This window comes from Ruegeria sp. CDSA221 (assembly GCF_059611825.1).
Genome location: NZ_JBXWPK010000002.1, coordinates 295,835 through 312,011, shown reverse-complemented (window position 1 = coordinate 312,011; position 16,177 = coordinate 295,835). Strand labels below are relative to the sequence as shown.

The 16,177-nt window shown below is 57.8% G+C and carries 18 protein-coding genes and 1 tRNA gene; 9 read left to right on the top strand and 10 right to left on the bottom strand.

Annotated features, from left to right (window positions below; all coding sequences use genetic code 11):
- Positions 1–69: 69 nt before the first annotated feature.
- From AC2FJ5_RS03940 to AC2FJ5_RS03930, 3 genes are all read right to left on the bottom strand, one after another.
- Complete coding sequence (locus tag AC2FJ5_RS03940) at positions 70–1,878, bottom strand: ABC-F family ATP-binding cassette domain-containing protein (protein ID WP_496792518.1); 1,809 nt, start codon at positions 1,876–1,878, stop codon at positions 70–72.
- Positions 1,879–1,919: 41 nt separating this feature from the next.
- The gene (locus AC2FJ5_RS03935) at positions 1,920–2,654 is read right to left on the bottom strand and encodes a GNAT family N-acetyltransferase (RefSeq protein ID WP_282021894.1); all 735 of its coding nucleotides are present in this window, start codon (positions 2,652–2,654) and stop codon (positions 1,920–1,922) included.
- A gap of 98 nt (positions 2,655–2,752) precedes the next feature.
- Positions 2,753–3,229, bottom strand: coding sequence for an outer membrane protein assembly factor BamE (locus AC2FJ5_RS03930; RefSeq protein WP_271947471.1), 477 nt, complete (start codon positions 3,227–3,229; stop codon positions 2,753–2,755).
- A gap of 85 nt (positions 3,230–3,314) precedes the next feature.
- Between AC2FJ5_RS03930 and AC2FJ5_RS03925 the strand changes: the two genes are divergently transcribed.
- The 8 genes from AC2FJ5_RS03925 (at position 3,315) to AC2FJ5_RS03890 (ending at position 8,664) form a co-directional block, all read left to right on the top strand.
- On the top strand, positions 3,315–3,851 hold the full coding sequence (locus AC2FJ5_RS03925; RefSeq protein WP_496792516.1) for a YceD family protein: 537 nt from the start codon (positions 3,315–3,317) through the stop codon (positions 3,849–3,851).
- A 206-nt stretch (positions 3,852–4,057) separates the two neighbouring features.
- The gene (rpmF, locus tag AC2FJ5_RS03920) at positions 4,058–4,264 is read left to right on the top strand and encodes a 50S ribosomal protein L32 (protein ID WP_037316137.1); all 207 of its coding nucleotides are present in this window, start codon (positions 4,058–4,060) and stop codon (positions 4,262–4,264) included.
- A gap of 22 nt (positions 4,265–4,286) precedes the next feature.
- Positions 4,287–5,375 carry a phosphate acyltransferase PlsX gene (plsX, locus tag AC2FJ5_RS03915; protein ID WP_142633356.1) on the top strand — a complete coding sequence of 363 codons (1,089 nt, stop codon included), beginning with the start codon at positions 4,287–4,289 and terminating at the stop codon, positions 5,373–5,375.
- Positions 5,376–5,396: 21 nt separating this feature from the next.
- A complete protein-coding gene (locus AC2FJ5_RS03910; protein ID WP_271947477.1) occupies positions 5,397–6,368 on the top strand; it encodes a beta-ketoacyl-ACP synthase III in 972 nt (323 codons plus the stop codon).
- 96 nt (positions 6,369–6,464) lie between these two features.
- Positions 6,465–6,767: an integration host factor subunit alpha gene (ihfA, locus tag AC2FJ5_RS03905; RefSeq protein ID WP_037316145.1), complete on the top strand. Its 303-nt coding sequence runs from the start codon at positions 6,465–6,467 to the stop codon at positions 6,765–6,767.
- 18 nt (positions 6,768–6,785) lie between these two features.
- Positions 6,786–7,385 (top strand): MerR family transcriptional regulator, encoded by a 600-nt coding sequence (locus AC2FJ5_RS03900; protein WP_281971965.1) that lies wholly within the window; start codon positions 6,786–6,788, stop codon positions 7,383–7,385.
- A 61-nt stretch (positions 7,386–7,446) separates the two neighbouring features.
- Positions 7,447–7,523: transfer RNA gene (locus tag AC2FJ5_RS03895), tRNA-Pro, on the top strand.
- Positions 7,524–7,584: 61 nt separating this feature from the next.
- Positions 7,585–8,664 carry a 2'-deoxycytidine 5'-triphosphate deaminase gene (locus AC2FJ5_RS03890; RefSeq protein ID WP_496792515.1) on the top strand — a complete coding sequence of 360 codons (1,080 nt, stop codon included), beginning with the start codon at positions 7,585–7,587 and terminating at the stop codon, positions 8,662–8,664.
- Here the strand turns inward: AC2FJ5_RS03890 and AC2FJ5_RS03885 are convergent, their stop codons facing one another.
- The 6 genes from AC2FJ5_RS03885 to argS all read right to left on the bottom strand — a co-directional run bounded on the left by AC2FJ5_RS03885 (position 8,665) and on the right by argS (position 14,297).
- Positions 8,665–8,907: a hypothetical protein gene (locus AC2FJ5_RS03885; protein WP_496700497.1), complete on the bottom strand. Its 243-nt coding sequence runs from the start codon at positions 8,905–8,907 to the stop codon at positions 8,665–8,667.
- Positions 8,908–8,971: 64 nt separating this feature from the next.
- Positions 8,972–9,619 (bottom strand): SMC-Scp complex subunit ScpB, encoded by a 648-nt coding sequence (gene scpB, locus AC2FJ5_RS03880; protein WP_281994496.1) that lies wholly within the window; start codon positions 9,617–9,619, stop codon positions 8,972–8,974.
- Positions 9,612–10,406, bottom strand: coding sequence for a segregation and condensation protein A (locus AC2FJ5_RS03875; protein ID WP_142633343.1), 795 nt, complete (start codon positions 10,404–10,406; stop codon positions 9,612–9,614). Before AC2FJ5_RS03875 ends, scpB begins: the two co-directional genes overlap by 8 nt.
- Positions 10,396–11,403 carry a beta-N-acetylhexosaminidase gene (nagZ, locus tag AC2FJ5_RS03870; RefSeq protein WP_496792513.1) on the bottom strand — a complete coding sequence of 336 codons (1,008 nt, stop codon included), beginning with the start codon at positions 11,401–11,403 and terminating at the stop codon, positions 10,396–10,398. The genes AC2FJ5_RS03875 and nagZ overlap by 11 nt, the downstream gene beginning before the upstream one ends.
- On the bottom strand, positions 11,400–12,464 hold the full coding sequence (locus tag AC2FJ5_RS03865; RefSeq protein WP_496792512.1) for an SPOR domain-containing protein: 1,065 nt from the start codon (positions 12,462–12,464) through the stop codon (positions 11,400–11,402). The genes nagZ and AC2FJ5_RS03865 overlap by 4 nt, the downstream gene beginning before the upstream one ends.
- An 87-nt stretch (positions 12,465–12,551) precedes the next feature.
- Positions 12,552–14,297 carry an arginine--tRNA ligase gene (gene argS / locus AC2FJ5_RS03860; RefSeq protein ID WP_496700500.1) on the bottom strand — a complete coding sequence of 582 codons (1,746 nt, stop codon included), beginning with the start codon at positions 14,295–14,297 and terminating at the stop codon, positions 12,552–12,554.
- Positions 14,298–14,428: 131 nt separating this feature from the next.
- Here argS and AC2FJ5_RS03855 point away from each other — a divergent pair, with 131 nt between their 5' ends.
- On the top strand, positions 14,429–14,980 hold the full coding sequence (locus AC2FJ5_RS03855) for a putative pterin-binding protein (protein ID WP_496792511.1): 552 nt from the start codon (positions 14,429–14,431) through the stop codon (positions 14,978–14,980).
- Here the strand turns inward: AC2FJ5_RS03855 and AC2FJ5_RS03850 are convergent.
- Entirely contained in the window at positions 14,962–16,134 is a 1,173-nt protein-coding gene (locus tag AC2FJ5_RS03850) for a deoxyguanosinetriphosphate triphosphohydrolase (RefSeq protein WP_496792510.1), read from the bottom strand. The genes AC2FJ5_RS03855 and AC2FJ5_RS03850 overlap by 19 nt on opposite strands.
- Between the last annotated feature and the right edge of the window lie 43 nt (positions 16,135–16,177).

The window sequence follows — 16,177 nt, the reverse complement described above, 5'->3', positions numbered from 1 at the left end:
ACCTACCGATGAAAACGGCTCGCTCAAATGAAATGTGGTCGGATAGCCGGCCACAGCGCGAAAGCTGATCTAGGCGCCCTCGGCCTTTTCCTCGAGGATCAGCCACTCTTCCTCGGCTGCGGCCAGCTTTTCCTGCCGCTCGACCAAAGCCTCGGTCGCTTTCTGAAATTTAACAGGTTCACGGCTGAAAAGCTCAGGGTCGGACATCAGCTCTTCAAGCTTTCCGATTTCCGCCTCAAGCCGCTCAATCTCGGCAGGCAATTTCTCAAGACGGTGTTTCTCTGAAAATGATAGCCCCAGTTTCGGCTGCGCCTCTTGCTTTACCTTTGACTTGGAAGCTTTTGTTTTTACTTCTTTCTTATCAGACACCTCGCCGCGCTGAGCGAGATAGTCCGACCACCCCCCGGCATAGACGGTTGCACGGCCGTTACCCTCCATCGCGATGGTCGTTGCGGCCACACGGTCCAAGAAATCGCGGTCGTGGCTGACCAGCAAAACGGTACCGTCATAATCGTCCAGCAGTTCCTGCAACAGATCCAGTGTTTCCACATCCAGATCGTTGGTCGGTTCGTCCAATACCAGCAGGTTCGACTGTTTGGCCATCAGCTTTGCCAGCAGCAAACGGGCTTTTTCCCCACCTGACAGTGACTTAACGGCTGCTCTGGCCTGCCCCTCGTCAAACAGAAACTCCTTGAGGTAGCCGACCACATGCTTGGGTTGGCCACCCACCATCACCTGATCAGCCTTGCCGGAAACACGCATCTCGGGGTCGCCAGTCAGGCTGTCCCAAAGGCTCATTTCGGGGTCGAGCTGCGCGCGGGCCTGGTCGAATACTGCAATCTCAAGATTGGTGCCCAGCGTGACCGAACCCTCATCCGGGTTCTCTTGTCCCAACAGCATTTTCAGCAATGTTGTCTTGCCGACGCCGTTTGGGCCAACAAAGGCCACGCGGTCGCCCCGCTGTACCAACAGGTCAAAGTTGCGCACGATCTGATGATCACCAAAAGACTTGGATAGGCCTTTGGCTTCAAACACTTTTCGCCCTGATTTTGGTCCAGCCTCAAGGGTCATCGCGGCCGATCCCTGACGTTTGATCTGTGCGGCTTTTTCGGACCGAAGATCCTGCAGGGCTCGGACCCGACCCTGGTTGCGCTTGCGACGGGCGCTGATGCCCTCGACGGCCCATCGCGCCTCGGACTTGATCAGACGGTTCAGCTTATGACGTTGCTGGTCCTCTTCCTCCCAGATCTTGTCGCGCCAAGCCTCGAATGCCGTAAACCCCTGCTCCTGCCGTCGGACCGCCCCACGATCGATCCACAGCGTCGCGCGGGTCAAGGCGCGCAGAAAGGCACGGTCGTGTGAGATCAGCACATAGGCCGTCCGTGTCGATCCTAGCTCACGCTCGAGCCAGGCGATGGCTTCGATATCAAGATGGTTGGTCGGCTCGTCCAGCAGCATCAAATCAGGGGCTTCGGCCATCAGCTTTGCCAGCGCAGCCCGGCGACGCTCACCACCCGAAGCCGTATCAACAGCGCGCGCCGGGTCGAATTTCAGCCCTTCGCCTGCGCGTTCGACTTTGTAAAGCTCACCCGGCTCTAACCCGCTGGAGGCATAGTCGCCCAGCGTAGAAAACCCTTCCATTCCAGGGTCTTGCTCCATGTAACCGACTGACTTACCCGGGGGAATTACAATCTCGCCCTTGTCCGGTTCTACCAAACCGGCCATCACCTTCATCAAGGTTGACTTGCCGGATCCGTTCCGCCCAACCAAAGCGACGCGGTCGCCCGGTTGAACCACCAGATCAAGATCTGAAAAAACCGGATCGCCCCCGAAAGTCAGGGAAATGCCGGACATCTGCAATAAAGGAATTCTTGCCATGCCCGCCAGCTACCCCCGCAGCGTCGAGCCGTCAACGGCGATTACCCGGCAACGGCCCGCAGCAAACGTTTACGTGCGGGCGGAATGGCGCAGATTTCGAGGCCGGTAAAGACATGCAAAGTGTTCATGTGACGGTCAACGACTGCGTGGTCACTGACCCAGCCGCCCATCATCAGGTAAGTGCGCAGCAAAGGGGGCATGCGCATCATGGCTTTTTTGGCATCCGGGCGCCGACGCAATCTCGCGGCGAACCGGAACACATCTGGGGCCTTGACCCGTGGCAACCAGCGTTTCGGGGCCAGATGGCGATGTTTCAACATCGCAAAAGCATCAAGATATTCCGCCGTTTCTGTACCCGCAAACGATGAGCAGCCAAACAGCATCTCAACATTATTCTGATCGACAAATGCAGTCATCGCCCCCCAGGCAACACGCAGAATGTCTGGGTCGTTTCGACCAGGATGCACGCAAAAGCGCCCCATCTCGACCATACGCCCCTTAAACCCTTCAAGTGCCGAGAGGTCATAGAACTGGGCGGAATAGCTTTGGCCAATCTCGGCCCCGCGCTCCATCATCAACATGCGAAAGCAGCACACGAGTTTACCGTTGGCACGCATATCCTCGACCAGAATATGCGTACAACGGCTGTCGAACTCATCCTGATCCACCTGATCAGTCCCGAAAGCCAGTGTTCGAAGACACTGCGCCGCCGCAACATCCTGCGGTGTTTGCGCCTGACGCGCACGGTACCGGCCCTTGCCGAGCAATAGTGCCATGGTCGCATCCTCCTGGGTTGCTGACCTGTTTCGTCTTGCAGGGTCAATAACACAGGATTTGTGACCGCCCTGTGAAGTTGACAAGACGTGACTATGAATTAGTTGGTCGCGCCAGGAATGTTTGCCGGGTTGAAGTTGCCGATATTGCCAAGCAGCTGCCGCAGGAACCCACGGTTCTGAACTGAGGATTCGGTAATACGACGATCCAACGTCACGACGGTTCCATCCTCAAGGCCAAAGCGTTCAATATTGCGCACAACACCCCGGTCATCGAAGCTGATCGCCACAAGCTCGCGCGAGACGATTTTCGGTCGTTTCGGACCATAATGACGAACGCGTGATGTCACATAATAAAAGCCGGAATCGCGAACAACGCCTGAAGTACTGGGCGCGCCAACGGATTCGAGTACGCTTTCACGTGTATCGACACCCACCTGAATTTCGGCCAGGTCCTCGGCTGTGGGGACATATCCGTGTTTCTTGAAGACCGGAGCACACGCACCAGCAGCGGTCAGACAGGCCGCAAATACGAGCGTTCTGGACGCTGGTTTCAACCTGCTCATAACTTTCAACATTCACACCCTCTTGCCTTGGGACCGTGCGGCCCCTATCCGATTACATCAAACCGCCACCCCGGTTCAACACACGAAAGGGCCACGTATGAGCAACCAGACATCTTTACGGGTCGCCGACCTGCCTCAGAACGCACCGACGCCCTTTGAAATTCGCCCTGACGCGCAGGAGTTGGATGTCTTAAAGAACGAGTTGAGCCTGCTTGGGCTGCGTAAGCTGAGTTTTGTCGGCGAGGTGCGTGCGCATGGAAAGCGTGATTGGGCGCTTTCAGGAAAACTGGGGGCAACCGTGATTCAACCCTGTGTCGTGACGCTGACACCGGTTACCACGCGGATCGACATTCCGGTGACCCGGATGTTTCTGTCAGATTGGACAAACCCTGACGAGGAAGAGTTCGAAATCCCGGAGGGTGACGAATCTGAACCGCTAGGGACCGAAATCGCTCTGACCGAGATCATGTCCGAAGCGCTGGCGCTTGCCCTGCCCCAGTATCCCCGGAAAGAAGGTGCCGAATTGGAACAGGCGGGCTTTACCGAACCCGGCAAACAGGCAATAACGGATGAAGATGTCAAACCCTTTGCGGGCTTGGCCGGGCTGCGCGATGCACTGAAAAAAGACGAGTGACACGGGCCTGAAATCCTGTCATAGCAGGCGCTCAGAAAAATCGCTTGAACATGCTGAGAATCGCAGTATTTTCGCGCGCTCATCGGAATTTGGGTTGGACATCGCGGGGCCCGTCCCCTAAACGCGCGTCAAACCACGAGAAAAACGAAGAATGAAACCTGGCCCGCAGCGAATCTGCCGGCCCTTAGTAGACAAAGGTTGAGACCATGGCTGTCCAACAGAACAAAGTTTCCAAGTCGCGTCGCAACAACCGCCGCGCGCACGACGCTCTGGTTGCTGCAAACCCGAACGAATGCGCCAACTGTGGTGAGCTGAAGCGCCCGCACCACGTCTGCGCGTCCTGCGGCCACTATGATGACCGCGAAGTCGTCGCTCAGGCCGACGAAATCGACCTGGACGAAGACGCGGCCTAAGCCCTAAAAGCGCAGGCCAAGCATGACAGAACAGCCCACGCACGCCGGACGGATTACCATCTCGGTTGACGCAATGGGCGGAGATTCGGGGCCCGCTGCTGTTGTGGCGGGGATCGCCAAATCGGCGGATAAGAACCCCGATATCGCGTTCATCTTGCACGGGCCTGAGGCCATGTTGCGCAAACTTGTCGCAAAACGGCGTGTCCTGAACGGGCGCGTCGTTTTTCGTGATTGTCCCGATGTGGTCACGATGGAGGACAAGCCCAGCCAGGTCGTCCGACACGGCAAGCAAACCTCGATGTGGTCCACACTGGAGTCGGTACGTCAGGGTGAAGCCCATGGCGCGGTCTCTTGTGGCAACACCGGCGCATTGATGGCCCTGTCGATGATGCGTCTACGTAAGCTGCCGGGGGTAAACCGCCCGGCAATCGCTATTTTGTGGCCCTCGCGCAATCCGCAGGGTTTCAATGTAATGCTGGACGTAGGCGCCGATGTGCGCGCGGACGCCAAGGACCTGCTGCAATATGCTTTGATGGGTGCCTCTTATGCCCGAAACGGCATGGCGTTGGAACGTCCCCGGATCGGCCTTTTGAATGTGGGCACCGAGGAACATAAAGGGCGCGCCGAGCTAAAAGAAGCGCATGGCATGATCTCGGATTTTGCGGATCAGGCCAGCTTTGACTTTGTGGGTTTTGTCGAAGGCAGCGACATCCCGGGAGACAAAGCCGATGTCATTATAACAGACGGGTTTACAGGCAACGTCGCCATCAAGACCGGAGAAGGCACAGCCAGCCTGATCGGAGATCTTCTGCGCGAGGCGTTCAAATATTCTCCGCTCTCACGACTGGCCTCGATCCTTGCAATCACATCTTTGCAGCGGTTGAAGAAACGAATTGATCCTCGGCGCGTGAATGGTGGGGTTTTCCTTGGCCTGAACGGAACCGTCGTCAAATCACATGGTGGTGCAGACTCGACCGGCGTGTCAGCCGCTGTAAAGCTGGCCTTTACCTTGGCCGAGTCCGGCTTCGCCGAAAAATTGGCAGCACGGGTTGCATCGACAGCCGAGCTTGCACAAGATGCCGCAGACACGCCGTCGAAGGCCGGTGAATAACAAAAAAGGCAGTACCCCAGCATGGCAGGCCGTTCAATTATAGTTGGTGTCGGGCACTATTTGCCAGAGCGCATCGTCCCGAATTCCGAGTTCGAAGAAACGCTCGATACGTCTGATGAGTGGATACGGACACGTTCCGGGATCGAACGCCGGCATTTTGCAGCGGAAGACGAAACCACTTCGATTATGGCCACAAAGGCTGCCAGTGCCGCACTGGCCGATGCGGGTCTGGAGGCAGATGATATTGATGCGATTATTCTTGCAACATCGACCGCTGACCTGACGTTTCCCTCTGCCGCAACAATGGTTCAATCGCAGCTTGGCATGACCAAAGGCTTCGCCTTTGACGTACAGGCGGTTTGCGCCGGATTTGTCTATGCCATGACCAATGCCAATGCGCTGATCGTATCAGGCCAGGCCAAACGCGTACTGGTCATCGGCGCCGAGACGTTCTCTCGTATCATGGACTGGACCGACCGGTCGACCTGCGTTTTGTTCGGCGACGGCGCCGGAGCGATAATCCTTGAACAGCATGAGGGCGCGGGAACCTCGGACGATCGGGGCATACTGGCAACCGACCTGAACTCGGACGGGCGCTATAAGGACCTGCTCTATGTGGATGGAGGCGTCTCGACCCAGTCCACAGGCTATCTGCGGATGAAAGGAAACCAGCTGTTTCGGCAGGCAGTTGAACGTCTGACCTCTACCGCAGAAACCTGCCTAGAGAAGGCTGGGCTAAGTCACAAAGATGTGGATTGGATCGTACCGCATCAGGCAAACATTAGAATCATCCAGGGCACAGCCAAGAAATTGGGCGTTCCTATGGAACACGTTGTCGTTACCCTGCAAGACCACGGAAATACCTCGGCTGCATCGATTCCCCTGGCAATGTCTGTTGCGAAACAGCGTGGGCAGTTCAAACAGGGTGATCTGCTGGTCACAGAGGCAATCGGAGGTGGATTGGCCTGGGGCTCAGTCCTCTTGCGGTGGTAACAAGCGCAATTCAGCTTACACACTCGCCCGCAATTCATTGATATTGACAGCGAATTTGCCCTGACCCTATGCTCTGATAGCAACAGGGGAATTGGCATGAGCGACAAAACACTGACCCGAATGGATCTGAGCGAGGCCGTATTTCGTGAAGTTGGCCTTTCACGCAATGAAAGCGCGCAACTGGTCGAGAGCGTTCTGAACCATATGTCCGACGCATTGGTGCGCGGTGAACAGGTGAAGATCTCGTCTTTTGGAACTTTCAGTGTTCGGGACAAGACAGCTCGTATCGGCCGCAATCCCAAGACAGGCGAAGAGGTTCCAATTCAGCCTCGCCGTGTTCTCACCTTCCGCCCGTCGCATCTGATGAAAGATCGCGTCGCCGCAGGGAACCGCAAATAAGATCAGGACGGCACGAATATGAGCAAGTCCCCAGACGCCTTTCGCACCATCAGTGAAGTTGCGGACTGGTTGGGTGTGCAGCCGCATGTTCTGCGATTCTGGGAAAGCCGCTTCAATCAGGTGAAACCGGTAAAACGGGCGGGCGGGCGCAGATATTACCGCCCCAACGACATGCGCCTGCTGGGCGGCATCAAGAAGCTTTTGCATGAGGATGGGATCACCATCAAAGGCGTACAGCGCATCTTGCGTGAACAGGGCGTGGCGCATGTTTCTTCAGTGTCCCAGGGCTTGGATGAAATGGCGAATCTAGAACCCGCACCCGATGCAAATGTCGTTGTGCCATTCACGGCCAAGCCAGCCCCTCCGCAAGAGCAGATACATCTGGATCTTGGCGACGCTCAAAAACCCGAACTGCAACCTGCTCCCAATTCGCCAAATGCGGAACCTCAGACGCAAACCCAGCCGTCTTATCCCGACGCCTCGCCATTGCTGGGCGGAATCGCGACATTGGCCTGGACTCGAAACTCATTCGATGACCAGTTGCTCAGCCAAATAGCGCCCATCGCGCAAGAGCTGCGCAGCGTGTTGAACCGAATAGAAAACCGATCGGCGGGATAAGAAAAAAGGCGATGATTTCCTCTTGCCCCCGCCGGGAAAGTCTTTATGAACACCTCAACGTCGGGCTATGGCGCAGCCTGGTAGCGCGTCCGTCTGGGGGACGGAAGGTCGCAGGTTCGAGTCCTGCTAGCCCGACCAAATCACACCGACGTTTATGGCACACAGGCCAGATCCCGCTCTGGCATCAGGGGGGATCGGAATGACCGGCGTATGCCCGAACCAGCAGATAGAGGCGATGATCGCTCGCGGTGAGATTACCGCAAGCCCAGAGGTCATCCCCGCCCAGATTCAACCCGCCAGCCTTGATTTGCGTTTAGGTACAGTTGCTTACCGGGTACGTGCCTCGTTTCTGGCAGGCGAAGGTCGCACCGTAGCCGAACGTTTGTCGGAGTTTGAGATGCACCGCATCGATATCTCTGAAGGTGCTGTGCTGGAAAAGGGCTGTGTCTATCTAGTGCCGTTGATGGAAGCGCTGGCCCTGCCCCAGGGGCTGAGCGCGGCCGCCAATGCAAAAAGCTCGACCGGGCGGCTGGACCTTCTGACGCGCACGATCACCGATGGCGGGACCGAGTTTGACCGGGTGCCTGCAGGCTACACCGGCCCCTTGTATGCCGAGATCTGCCCCCGCTCATTCTCGGTTCTGGTGCGTCCGGGAATGCGGCTGAACCAGATCAGGTTCCGGGAGGGACAGGCCGTGCTGAGCGATACCGATCTAAGCGCCCTGCACGCCGAATCCCCGCTGGTCGATGGCCCCGCTGTCATTCAGGACGGGCTTGGGTTCTCGGTGGACCTGCGGCTGCCCGACACTGATTTGGTCGGCTACCGCGCCAAACCTCATACCGGTGTCATTGATCTGGACCGGATCGGCGAATACGACCCGCAAGAATATTGGGAAGAAGTGCGTACCACTGATGGGCGCATCATCCTCGACCCAGGTGCGTTCTACATTCTGGTCAGCCGCGAGGCAGTGCATATCCCGCCGATGTATGCGGCTGAAATGGCCCCCTATCTGGCGATGGTCGGGGAATTCCGGGTGCATTATGCCGGATTCTTCGACCCCGGCTTTGGCCATGCGGCCGCAGGTGGCGAAGGATCACGCGGCGTGTTGGAAGTCCGCTGTCACGAGGCCCCATTTGTGCTGGAACACGGACAAGTCGTCGGACGGTTGGTGTATGAGCGGATGTCAGAGATGCCCACGCAGCTTTACGGGGCGGGCATCGCCTCGAATTACCAGGGACAGGGGCTGAAACTGTCCAAGCATTTCAAAACGGTAACCTGATCAGAACCGGATAAACCGGCGCATCTGATTGGCCACGCGTTGGGCTTGACGCATGTTCTGACGTTGGCGGTTTCCGTCCGCCTGCAACTGATCAGAGGCACCTGAGCTCTCGTGCGGCGGCTGCTCTTGCCCCGACTTCTGGCCCACGCGGCTGGCTATGTCGAACCCCTTGTCCACCCCTTTGATGACAAGCCGCCGCATGACCTGTCGCACGATCATGTCAATGATACGATTGGCATTCATTGCTCAACTCCGATTTCCAGGCTTCTAAATAGTCGATTTGTGCGGCAACAAAAGGGCCACGTGATCACTCTTCCTCGAACAGTTCGGTTTGATCTTCGTCTTCCTGCCCCTCTCCCAGTGGGATCGTTCCCGGAGGCGGTCTGTTCTCCAGCAAACCGGCAGCGCGCAATTCTTTCAACCCCGGCAAATCGCGGGCGTTCTCCAGCCCAAAGTGATCCAGAAACTGCGGAGTCACCACGAAAGTCACCGGACGGCCCGGCGTCATGCGACGACGACCCAGTCTGATCCACTCCATCTCCAACAGTTGGTCGATGGTCCCGCGCGAGACCGATACGCCGCGAATTTCTTCGATCTCGGCACGTGTACAGGGTTGGTGATATGCCACAATCGCCAGCGTTTCGATCGCGGCCCGGCTGAGCTTGCGGGTTTCAACCGTTTCTTTTTGCATCAGAAAACCCAAGTCTGGGGCAGTGCGAATGGCCCAGGATTCACCAACCTGAACCACACGAACACCACGCCCTTCATAGCGTTTCTTAAGCATTTCCACCGCCTGTGACGCGTCGCTGCCATGGGGCATTCGCACTTCAAGATCGGCAATCGTCACCGGCTCGGCACTGGCGAATAACACGGCCTCAACCATGCGTTCTTGCTCGGCCATAGGCGGGGCTTCGAACAGGGTGCCGGTACCTTCTTCCTGAGGCGCGTCAGTCACGGGATTGGGTCCTCTTGCGTAGTTGTATCGGAGCAAAAGTTTCGCTCTGCTGTATTTCCATATGCCCTTCTTTCACCAACTCAAGTGAGGCCGCAAAAGTAGCCGCCGTCGCGGACCGCCTGCGCACCGGGTCGGCATCCCAGCCCTCGGGCAGATAGGTCTCCATATCCGTCCAGGCCCCGGCAAAGCCGATCAGCGGGCGCATACGTTCCAGCGCCTGTTCCATCGTGAATACGGCGTCACGGTCCATGACAAAGGGGCGGAATTCATCACGGGTGCGAATGCGGGCATAGCCCTGCATCAGGTCCAGCAGCGTGGCGGAATAGGTCACGGTGCGGATGCGCGTAACATCCTCGCCCTGCCCACGTTTGAAGAAATCGCGCCCCAGCTGATCGCGCCCCATCAATCGGGCGGCAGCATCGCGCATGGCCTGAAGCCGCTCTAGCTGAAACGCCAGATGCGCGGCCAGTTCTTCGCCCGAGGGGCCTTCGTCATTCGGATCCGGAGGCAGCAGCAAGCGCGATTTCAGAAAGGCCAGCCATGCCGCCATCACCAGATAGTCGGCGGCCAATTCGATCCGCAGCGCCCGCGCCTTTTCCACGAAGGACAGATATTGCTGCGCCAGCGCCAGAACCGAGATTTTGCGCAGATCAACCTTTTGCGTGCGCGACAGCATCAGCAGCACATCGAGCGGGCCTTCGAACCCGTCGACATCTACGATCAATGCCTCTGCCGCAAGGCGATCCGCGACCGAGACGGGGTCTTCGCTAAAAAGATTATCCGACATACACCTGCCCGCCCATTAGGCGAGAAAGTTCGGCTTCGGCGGCTTGGATGTCAAGTTCCTGCGGGGCTTTGCGCATCGCCAACGCCCGTTCAGCGCGTTTCTGTGCCTGTTCGGACATCTTTTCGGCGGTGCTCAGCACCTTAGCACGGGCATCAAAAGAGCCGTTGCAGTACAAAACCACATCGCACCCTGCAGTTAGCGCCTGATTGGCAATCTCTTCTGGATTTCCGCTCAGGGCCTTCATCGAGATATCGTCCGTCATGATCAGCCCGCCAAACCCGATCGTTTTGCGGATCAGGCTGATCATGGTCCGAGAAATCGTAGCAGGTTGAGGGTCAATCCGGTCATAGACCAGATGCGCCGTCATCCCCATGGGCAGATCGTTCAAATCCCGAAACGGGCCGAAATCTGCTTCGGTCAGCTCCTCTTGCGTCAGATCGACATGGGGCAGGTCATGATGGCTGTCCAGCGTGGACAAACCATGACCCGGCATGTGTTTGAGCACCGGCAATACACCGCCATCCAAATGCCCCTCGGCAGCCGCACGACCGATCCGAGAAACCATTTTGGGATCAGATCCATAGCAGCGGTTTTTAAGGAACGGATGCGTCTCGTTCCGGGCCAGATCCACCATGGGGGCGCAGTTGCTGTCGATCCCAAGCTCGAACAGTTCATTCGCAATCAGGCGATAGCGCAGATACATGGCACGTTCGGCCTGCTCTCCGCTCTGGGCCACGTGATCCAACGGCGGCATCCATTCCCGTGCCAGCGGTGTGCGCAGACGTTGCACACGTCCACCCTCTTGATCAACAGTGATCGGGCAGTTACGCCCCACAGCCTCGCGGAAATCGTCGCATAGGGCGCGCACCTGATCCGCAGACTCGATATTACGGGCAAACAGAATGAACCCGAATGGGTTCATCTCTCGGAACAGTTTTTTCTCGTCAGACGTCAGGCGCAGACCTTCAGCGTCCGTAATGACTGCGCCGAAATTCACCGCGCGGCAACCGGAATGCAATCAGCGCCTTCGGCCTGCAAAGCGGCACAGAATTGGCGCGAGTCGCTCAGATCGTCAAACCCCAGAACCCGAAGACGATAGAAAGTCCGCCCACCGCTTGAGGTTTTCTGTATAACGCGCTGTTTTCCAATCATATAATCCCCGAATCGTCCATTCATGCGATCCCATTCCGAGCGCGCGACGTCCGAATTTTCATAGGCGCCAAGCTGGGCCATACGGGTGCCCTTGGTCAGAGTTTCAGGATCCACATCCAAGCCGACCGCAGCTTTGACCGCCGCGTTGATCGCGTTTTCGGTAGTGCTGTTTGACGTAATTGCGCTGCGCACACCGCCAGCGGGGCGCAGGACCGGGCGCAGCGACCGGCGCACACCAGGCAAAGCCGCCAGTTCTGGGTCCGGTTGCGATGCAGCCAGATCAGCCGGATCAATAGCAGGCTCTTCCTCGGGGATGGTCAAAGAGGCCAACTGAAAACTTTGCTCGCCAACCTGATCGGAATTTTCCGCCTCTCCCGCCAGTTCAGCAACCAGTGTATCAACCGCGCCCTGGCGCATCTGTGTGGCCGTCCGGTCAGAGACGTTTTCATCGACCACATGTACGGCAGGTGTCGGTTGCAACGGTGCCACCGGAGTATCTTCATCTGTCAGGGAAACCGGGCGCGGTGCAAGGATCAGCCGATCAGCAGGCGGCGCTGCTGTGCCCACTGCCGCAACCGTGTTCACGGCCAAACCCTGATGATCCGCAGGGGTGCCACCCGGGCTATCCGGCTGAATACGCATTGGTCCATCTAAGGCCCGAACAACCGGCACGCCACTCACATCGCGCATTACCAAATTGTAACCCCAAACACCGATGCCAGCGACCAGCGCCAATGATGCAACAGCACCCAGAGCACTAACAATACGACCCAAACCTGCGGGATGGGGCGTTTCGTCATATCCGTGCAAGTCATTAGGGAGGTCATACCCATCCTGAGGATGAGCTTGATTCGTATAATGCATCTGCTCGGGGCGCATTTGCCCCGGGTAATCGTAACTTGCCATGTCCGCCTCACCGCCCGTTTAGCGCCGAAAATAAGGCGCGCGGGTCATTTCTTGCCTACCTCGTACCGGCGGTTCGGACGGTGTTGTTCACCGCATCTCCTGCGCCGGAGTAACGCCAAGAATACCCAAGCCTGCTGAAATCACAACAGAAACAGACCGGGCCAGTGCGATTTTTGACTGGCTTGTGGCAACATCGCCATCCTGAATAAACCGCAGCTGGGTTTCATCGTTTCCCTTGTTCCAAAGCGCGTGGAAATCCCCTGCAAGTTCATACAGATAGAAGGCAACCCGGTGCGGCTCATTGGTGCGCGCGGCGATCTCAACCAGACGCGGCCATTCGGCCAGCTTCTTGGCAACAGTCAGCTCAGAGGCATGGTCGATCTTACCCAGATCGGCGCTTTTAAGCGCTGGGTCCTGCGCGTCGATCCCGGCCTCAGCTGCACGGCGCAGAACACTCATCACGCGGGCATGGGCATATTGGACGTAGAAAACGGGGTTCTCGCGGCTTTGTTCCAACACCTTGTCAAAGTCAAAATCCAGGGCAGCGTCATTCTTGCGGGTCAGCATCACGAAGCGGGTCACATCCGGGCCAACCTGATCGACCACATCACGCAATGTGACGAAGTTCCCTGCCCGCTTGGACATCTTGAACGGCTCGCCGTTCTTCCACAGTTTCACCAACTGGGTTAGCTTGATATCCAGCGGTACCTTGCCATCGGACAGAGCGGATACTGCGGCCTTCATCCGTTTGACATAGCCACCGTGGTCAGCGCCGAACACATCGATCAACGCGTCAAACCCACGGGTCACTTTGTCATAGTGATAGGCGATATCCGGGGCAAAATAGGTCCAGCTCCCGTCCGATTTCTTGACCGGGCGATCCACGTCGTCGCCATGCTCGGTCGATTTGAACAGGGTCTGCTCACGTGGTTCCCAATCTTCGGGCTTTTTGCCCTTGGGCGGTTCCAGCACGCCCTCATAGATCAGGCCCTTGTCGGTCAGGGATTGCAACGCAGCTTCAATCCGACCCGTGCCATAGAGCGACTTTTCCGAGAAGAACACATCCATCTCAACGCCCAGCGCCTTCAGGTCGGCACGGATCAGGTCCATCATCGCTTCTGTCGAAAACTCGCGCAGATCCTCCAGCCAGTCGCTTTCCGGCTTGTCGATCAGGCTGTCACCGTATTTCTCTTTCAACGCCTCGCCAATCGGGATCAGATAGTCGCCAGGATACAGGCCTTCGGCAATCTCGGGGCTCAGCCCGTTTGCCTCGCGGTACCGTTCGTAAGCCGAGCGTGCCAGCACATCGACCTGCGCACCGCCATCGTTGATATAGTATTCACGGGTCACGATATGGCCGGAATAGGCCAGCAAGCTTGCCAGCGCATCGCCAAACACCGCGCCCCGCGTATGACCCACATGCAAGGGGCCGGTCGGGTTGGCCGAGACGTATTCCACGTTCACCTTCTGCCCATGCCCCATGGTCGAGCGGCCATAATCCGTGCCCTGTTGCAGCACCGCAGCCAGAACACCCTGCCAGACTGATGGCGCCAACCGCAGGTTCAAGAACCCCGGCCCGGCAACCTCTGCACTTGTGATCCGATCATCCTCTGCCAGCTTTCCAGCCAGCGCATCGGCAATGTCGCGCGGCTTCATCTTGGCGGGCTTTGCCAGCACCATCGCCGCATTCGTTGCCATATCGCCATGCGCCGCATCACGTGGAGGCTCGACCGCCACGTTGTCAAAGCTCAACCCTTCGGGCAGCACGCCTTCGGACTGCATCTGTGCCAACGCGTCCAGCACAAGGCTGCGGATCTCGGAAAACAGGTTCATTTCGAATGTCCTTTTGCTTGCCCGGCGGTTTACCACGCAACACCGCAAGGTCAATGGAGGCATTCAATTTGCGCTTGGATAAAGACCCCTCCCCGCTAAGGTCTGTCAGATACACCTAAACGGAGAATCCCATGCGTTTTGCCCTGCCCCTTGGTCTGATCTTGTCGACCGCCCTTCCGGCTTTTGCTGAAATGCCTGCCCCGCAAGGCCATGTGCTGGTCACCCTTGGCGGCGCGGTTCGGGAAACCAACCTGCCCGCGCGCGGCGAGAATGACGGCGGCTTGCTGGGATATCTGGAGGTCACCCATGACGGGGCAGCTGGCTTTGACGCGGCATTGCTGGATAGTTTGGATCAGGTCGAGATCACAATTCCCTACGGCACAGAGGCCAACCAACGCGACATTACCTTTAGCGGCCCGCTTCTGTCTGATGTGATGGTCATGGCTGGTGCCGAAGGTAAAACGGCCAAACCAATGGCAATGGATGGGTACCAGGCAGAAATTCCCTGGCAAAGCATTTCGACCTATCAGCCCATCCTTGCGACCCACGCCGACGGCGCCCCCATGGGGATCGGAGGATATGGCCCAACGATGATCGTTTTCCCGCCAACCGACGAAGCTGAGGCAGCACAGGATCAGACGGGCCAACAAGTCTGGGCTTTGGCCTATATCGGGGTCGAGTGATCCGCCGGTATCGGGTGGCCAGTCAGTCTGGCATGATCCTGTAGCGCAAACCTGTCGGTCATCCCGGCAATATAGTCCGATACGATCCGGGCTAAGGCAGTCTCATCCTCAGCCTCTTCAATGTCCGCGTGCCAGCGCGCGGGCATCTGCTTCGGATCGCCAAGGTAGATTGGAAACAAATCCTCGACCACTTTGCTGACCTCGGCGCGCACCGTCATCACCGACGGCGCCCTGTACATCCGCGAAAACAGGAAAGCGCGAATTTCCTTCAGTTGCGCCCAAAGGCTTGTTGAGAACTGAATGACCGGATAGCCAAGATGCCGGATCTCTTCGACGCTCTGGGCACCGGACCCTGCGATCAGAGCCCGAGACGTGTCGATCACGTCCGACACCATAACCCCAAACACCCGCCGCAATGCCTCATGCCGACGGCGATAGGGGTCGAGGCCCGGGTACTTGCGATCCACCTCCGCATAACAGTCGCCCACGATCGGCAGTCGCTGAATGTCCTCGTCGCTGAACAACTCCGCCCTCAGCCCGTCCAACAGGTCATGATTGTTATAGGCGATGTCGTCAGACAAGGCCGCCACCTGCGCCTCTGCGCTTGCGTGCGTGTACAGTTCAAGATCAAACGCCGCATTGCACTCCGCCAGCGCCCAGGGCAGTGCCCCTTCCACCGGGCCGTTGTGTTTCGCAATACCTTCAAGGGTTTCCCACGTAAGGTTGCACCCATCGAACTCGGCATAATGACGCTCAAGCCGGGTCACGATCCGAATGGCCTGCGCGTTATGATCGAACCCACCATACGGCTGCATGATCTCATGCAAAGCATCCTCGCCAGTATGTCCGAACGGCGTGTGGCCAAGATCATGGGCCAGGGCAACCGCTTCAGTCAGTTCTGGATTCAAACCCAAGGCCCCGGCAATCGTCCGCGCCACTTGCGCCACCTCGATCGAATGGGTCAAACGGGTCCGATAGCTATCCCCTTCGTGCTCAACAAAAACTTGGGTCTTGTGCTTGAGCCGCCGAAAGGCGCTGGCATGAATGATCCGGTCCCGGTCGCGCTGAAAGCATGACCGGAAACTGCTCTCTTCCTCTGGCACCAACCGCCCTCTTGCGCGGTCGGGATCCGAGGCAAAACCTGCTCTGTCCAACGGTCTTGTCCTTGTCGCCTGTCCTTGGGCTTTCTATATGGTA

What these genes read in the sequence shown, in the direction of transcription:
- AC2FJ5_RS03940 (WP_496792518.1), bottom strand. Translation starts at nt 1,878, where the DNA reads ATGGCAAGAATTCCTTTATTGCAGATGTCCGGCATTTCCCTGACTTTC.
- AC2FJ5_RS03935 (WP_282021894.1), bottom strand. Translation starts at nt 2,654, where the DNA reads ATGGCACTATTGCTCGGCAAGGGCCGGTACCGTGCGCGTCAGGCGCAA.
- AC2FJ5_RS03930 (WP_271947471.1), bottom strand. Translation starts at nt 3,229, where the DNA reads ATGTTGAAAGTTATGAGCAGGTTGAAACCAGCGTCCAGAACGCTCGTA.
- AC2FJ5_RS03925 (WP_496792516.1), top strand. Translation starts at nt 3,315, where the DNA reads ATGAGCAACCAGACATCTTTACGGGTCGCCGACCTGCCTCAGAACGCA.
- rpmF (WP_037316137.1), top strand. Translation starts at nt 4,058, where the DNA reads ATGGCTGTCCAACAGAACAAAGTTTCCAAGTCGCGTCGCAACAACCGC.
- plsX (WP_142633356.1), top strand. Translation starts at nt 4,287, where the DNA reads ATGACAGAACAGCCCACGCACGCCGGACGGATTACCATCTCGGTTGAC.
- AC2FJ5_RS03910 (WP_271947477.1), top strand. Translation starts at nt 5,397, where the DNA reads ATGGCAGGCCGTTCAATTATAGTTGGTGTCGGGCACTATTTGCCAGAG.
- ihfA (WP_037316145.1), top strand. Translation starts at nt 6,465, where the DNA reads ATGAGCGACAAAACACTGACCCGAATGGATCTGAGCGAGGCCGTATTT.
- AC2FJ5_RS03900 (WP_281971965.1), top strand. Translation starts at nt 6,786, where the DNA reads ATGAGCAAGTCCCCAGACGCCTTTCGCACCATCAGTGAAGTTGCGGAC.
- AC2FJ5_RS03890 (WP_496792515.1), top strand. Translation starts at nt 7,585, where the DNA reads ATGACCGGCGTATGCCCGAACCAGCAGATAGAGGCGATGATCGCTCGC.
- AC2FJ5_RS03885 (WP_496700497.1), bottom strand. Translation starts at nt 8,907, where the DNA reads ATGAATGCCAATCGTATCATTGACATGATCGTGCGACAGGTCATGCGG.
- AC2FJ5_RS03875 (WP_142633343.1), bottom strand. Translation starts at nt 10,406, where the DNA reads ATGTCGGATAATCTTTTTAGCGAAGACCCCGTCTCGGTCGCGGATCGC.
- AC2FJ5_RS03865 (WP_496792512.1), bottom strand. Translation starts at nt 12,464, where the DNA reads ATGGCAAGTTACGATTACCCGGGGCAAATGCGCCCCGAGCAGATGCAT.
- argS (WP_496700500.1), bottom strand. Translation starts at nt 14,297, where the DNA reads ATGAACCTGTTTTCCGAGATCCGCAGCCTTGTGCTGGACGCGTTGGCA.
- AC2FJ5_RS03855 (WP_496792511.1), top strand. Translation starts at nt 14,429, where the DNA reads ATGCGTTTTGCCCTGCCCCTTGGTCTGATCTTGTCGACCGCCCTTCCG.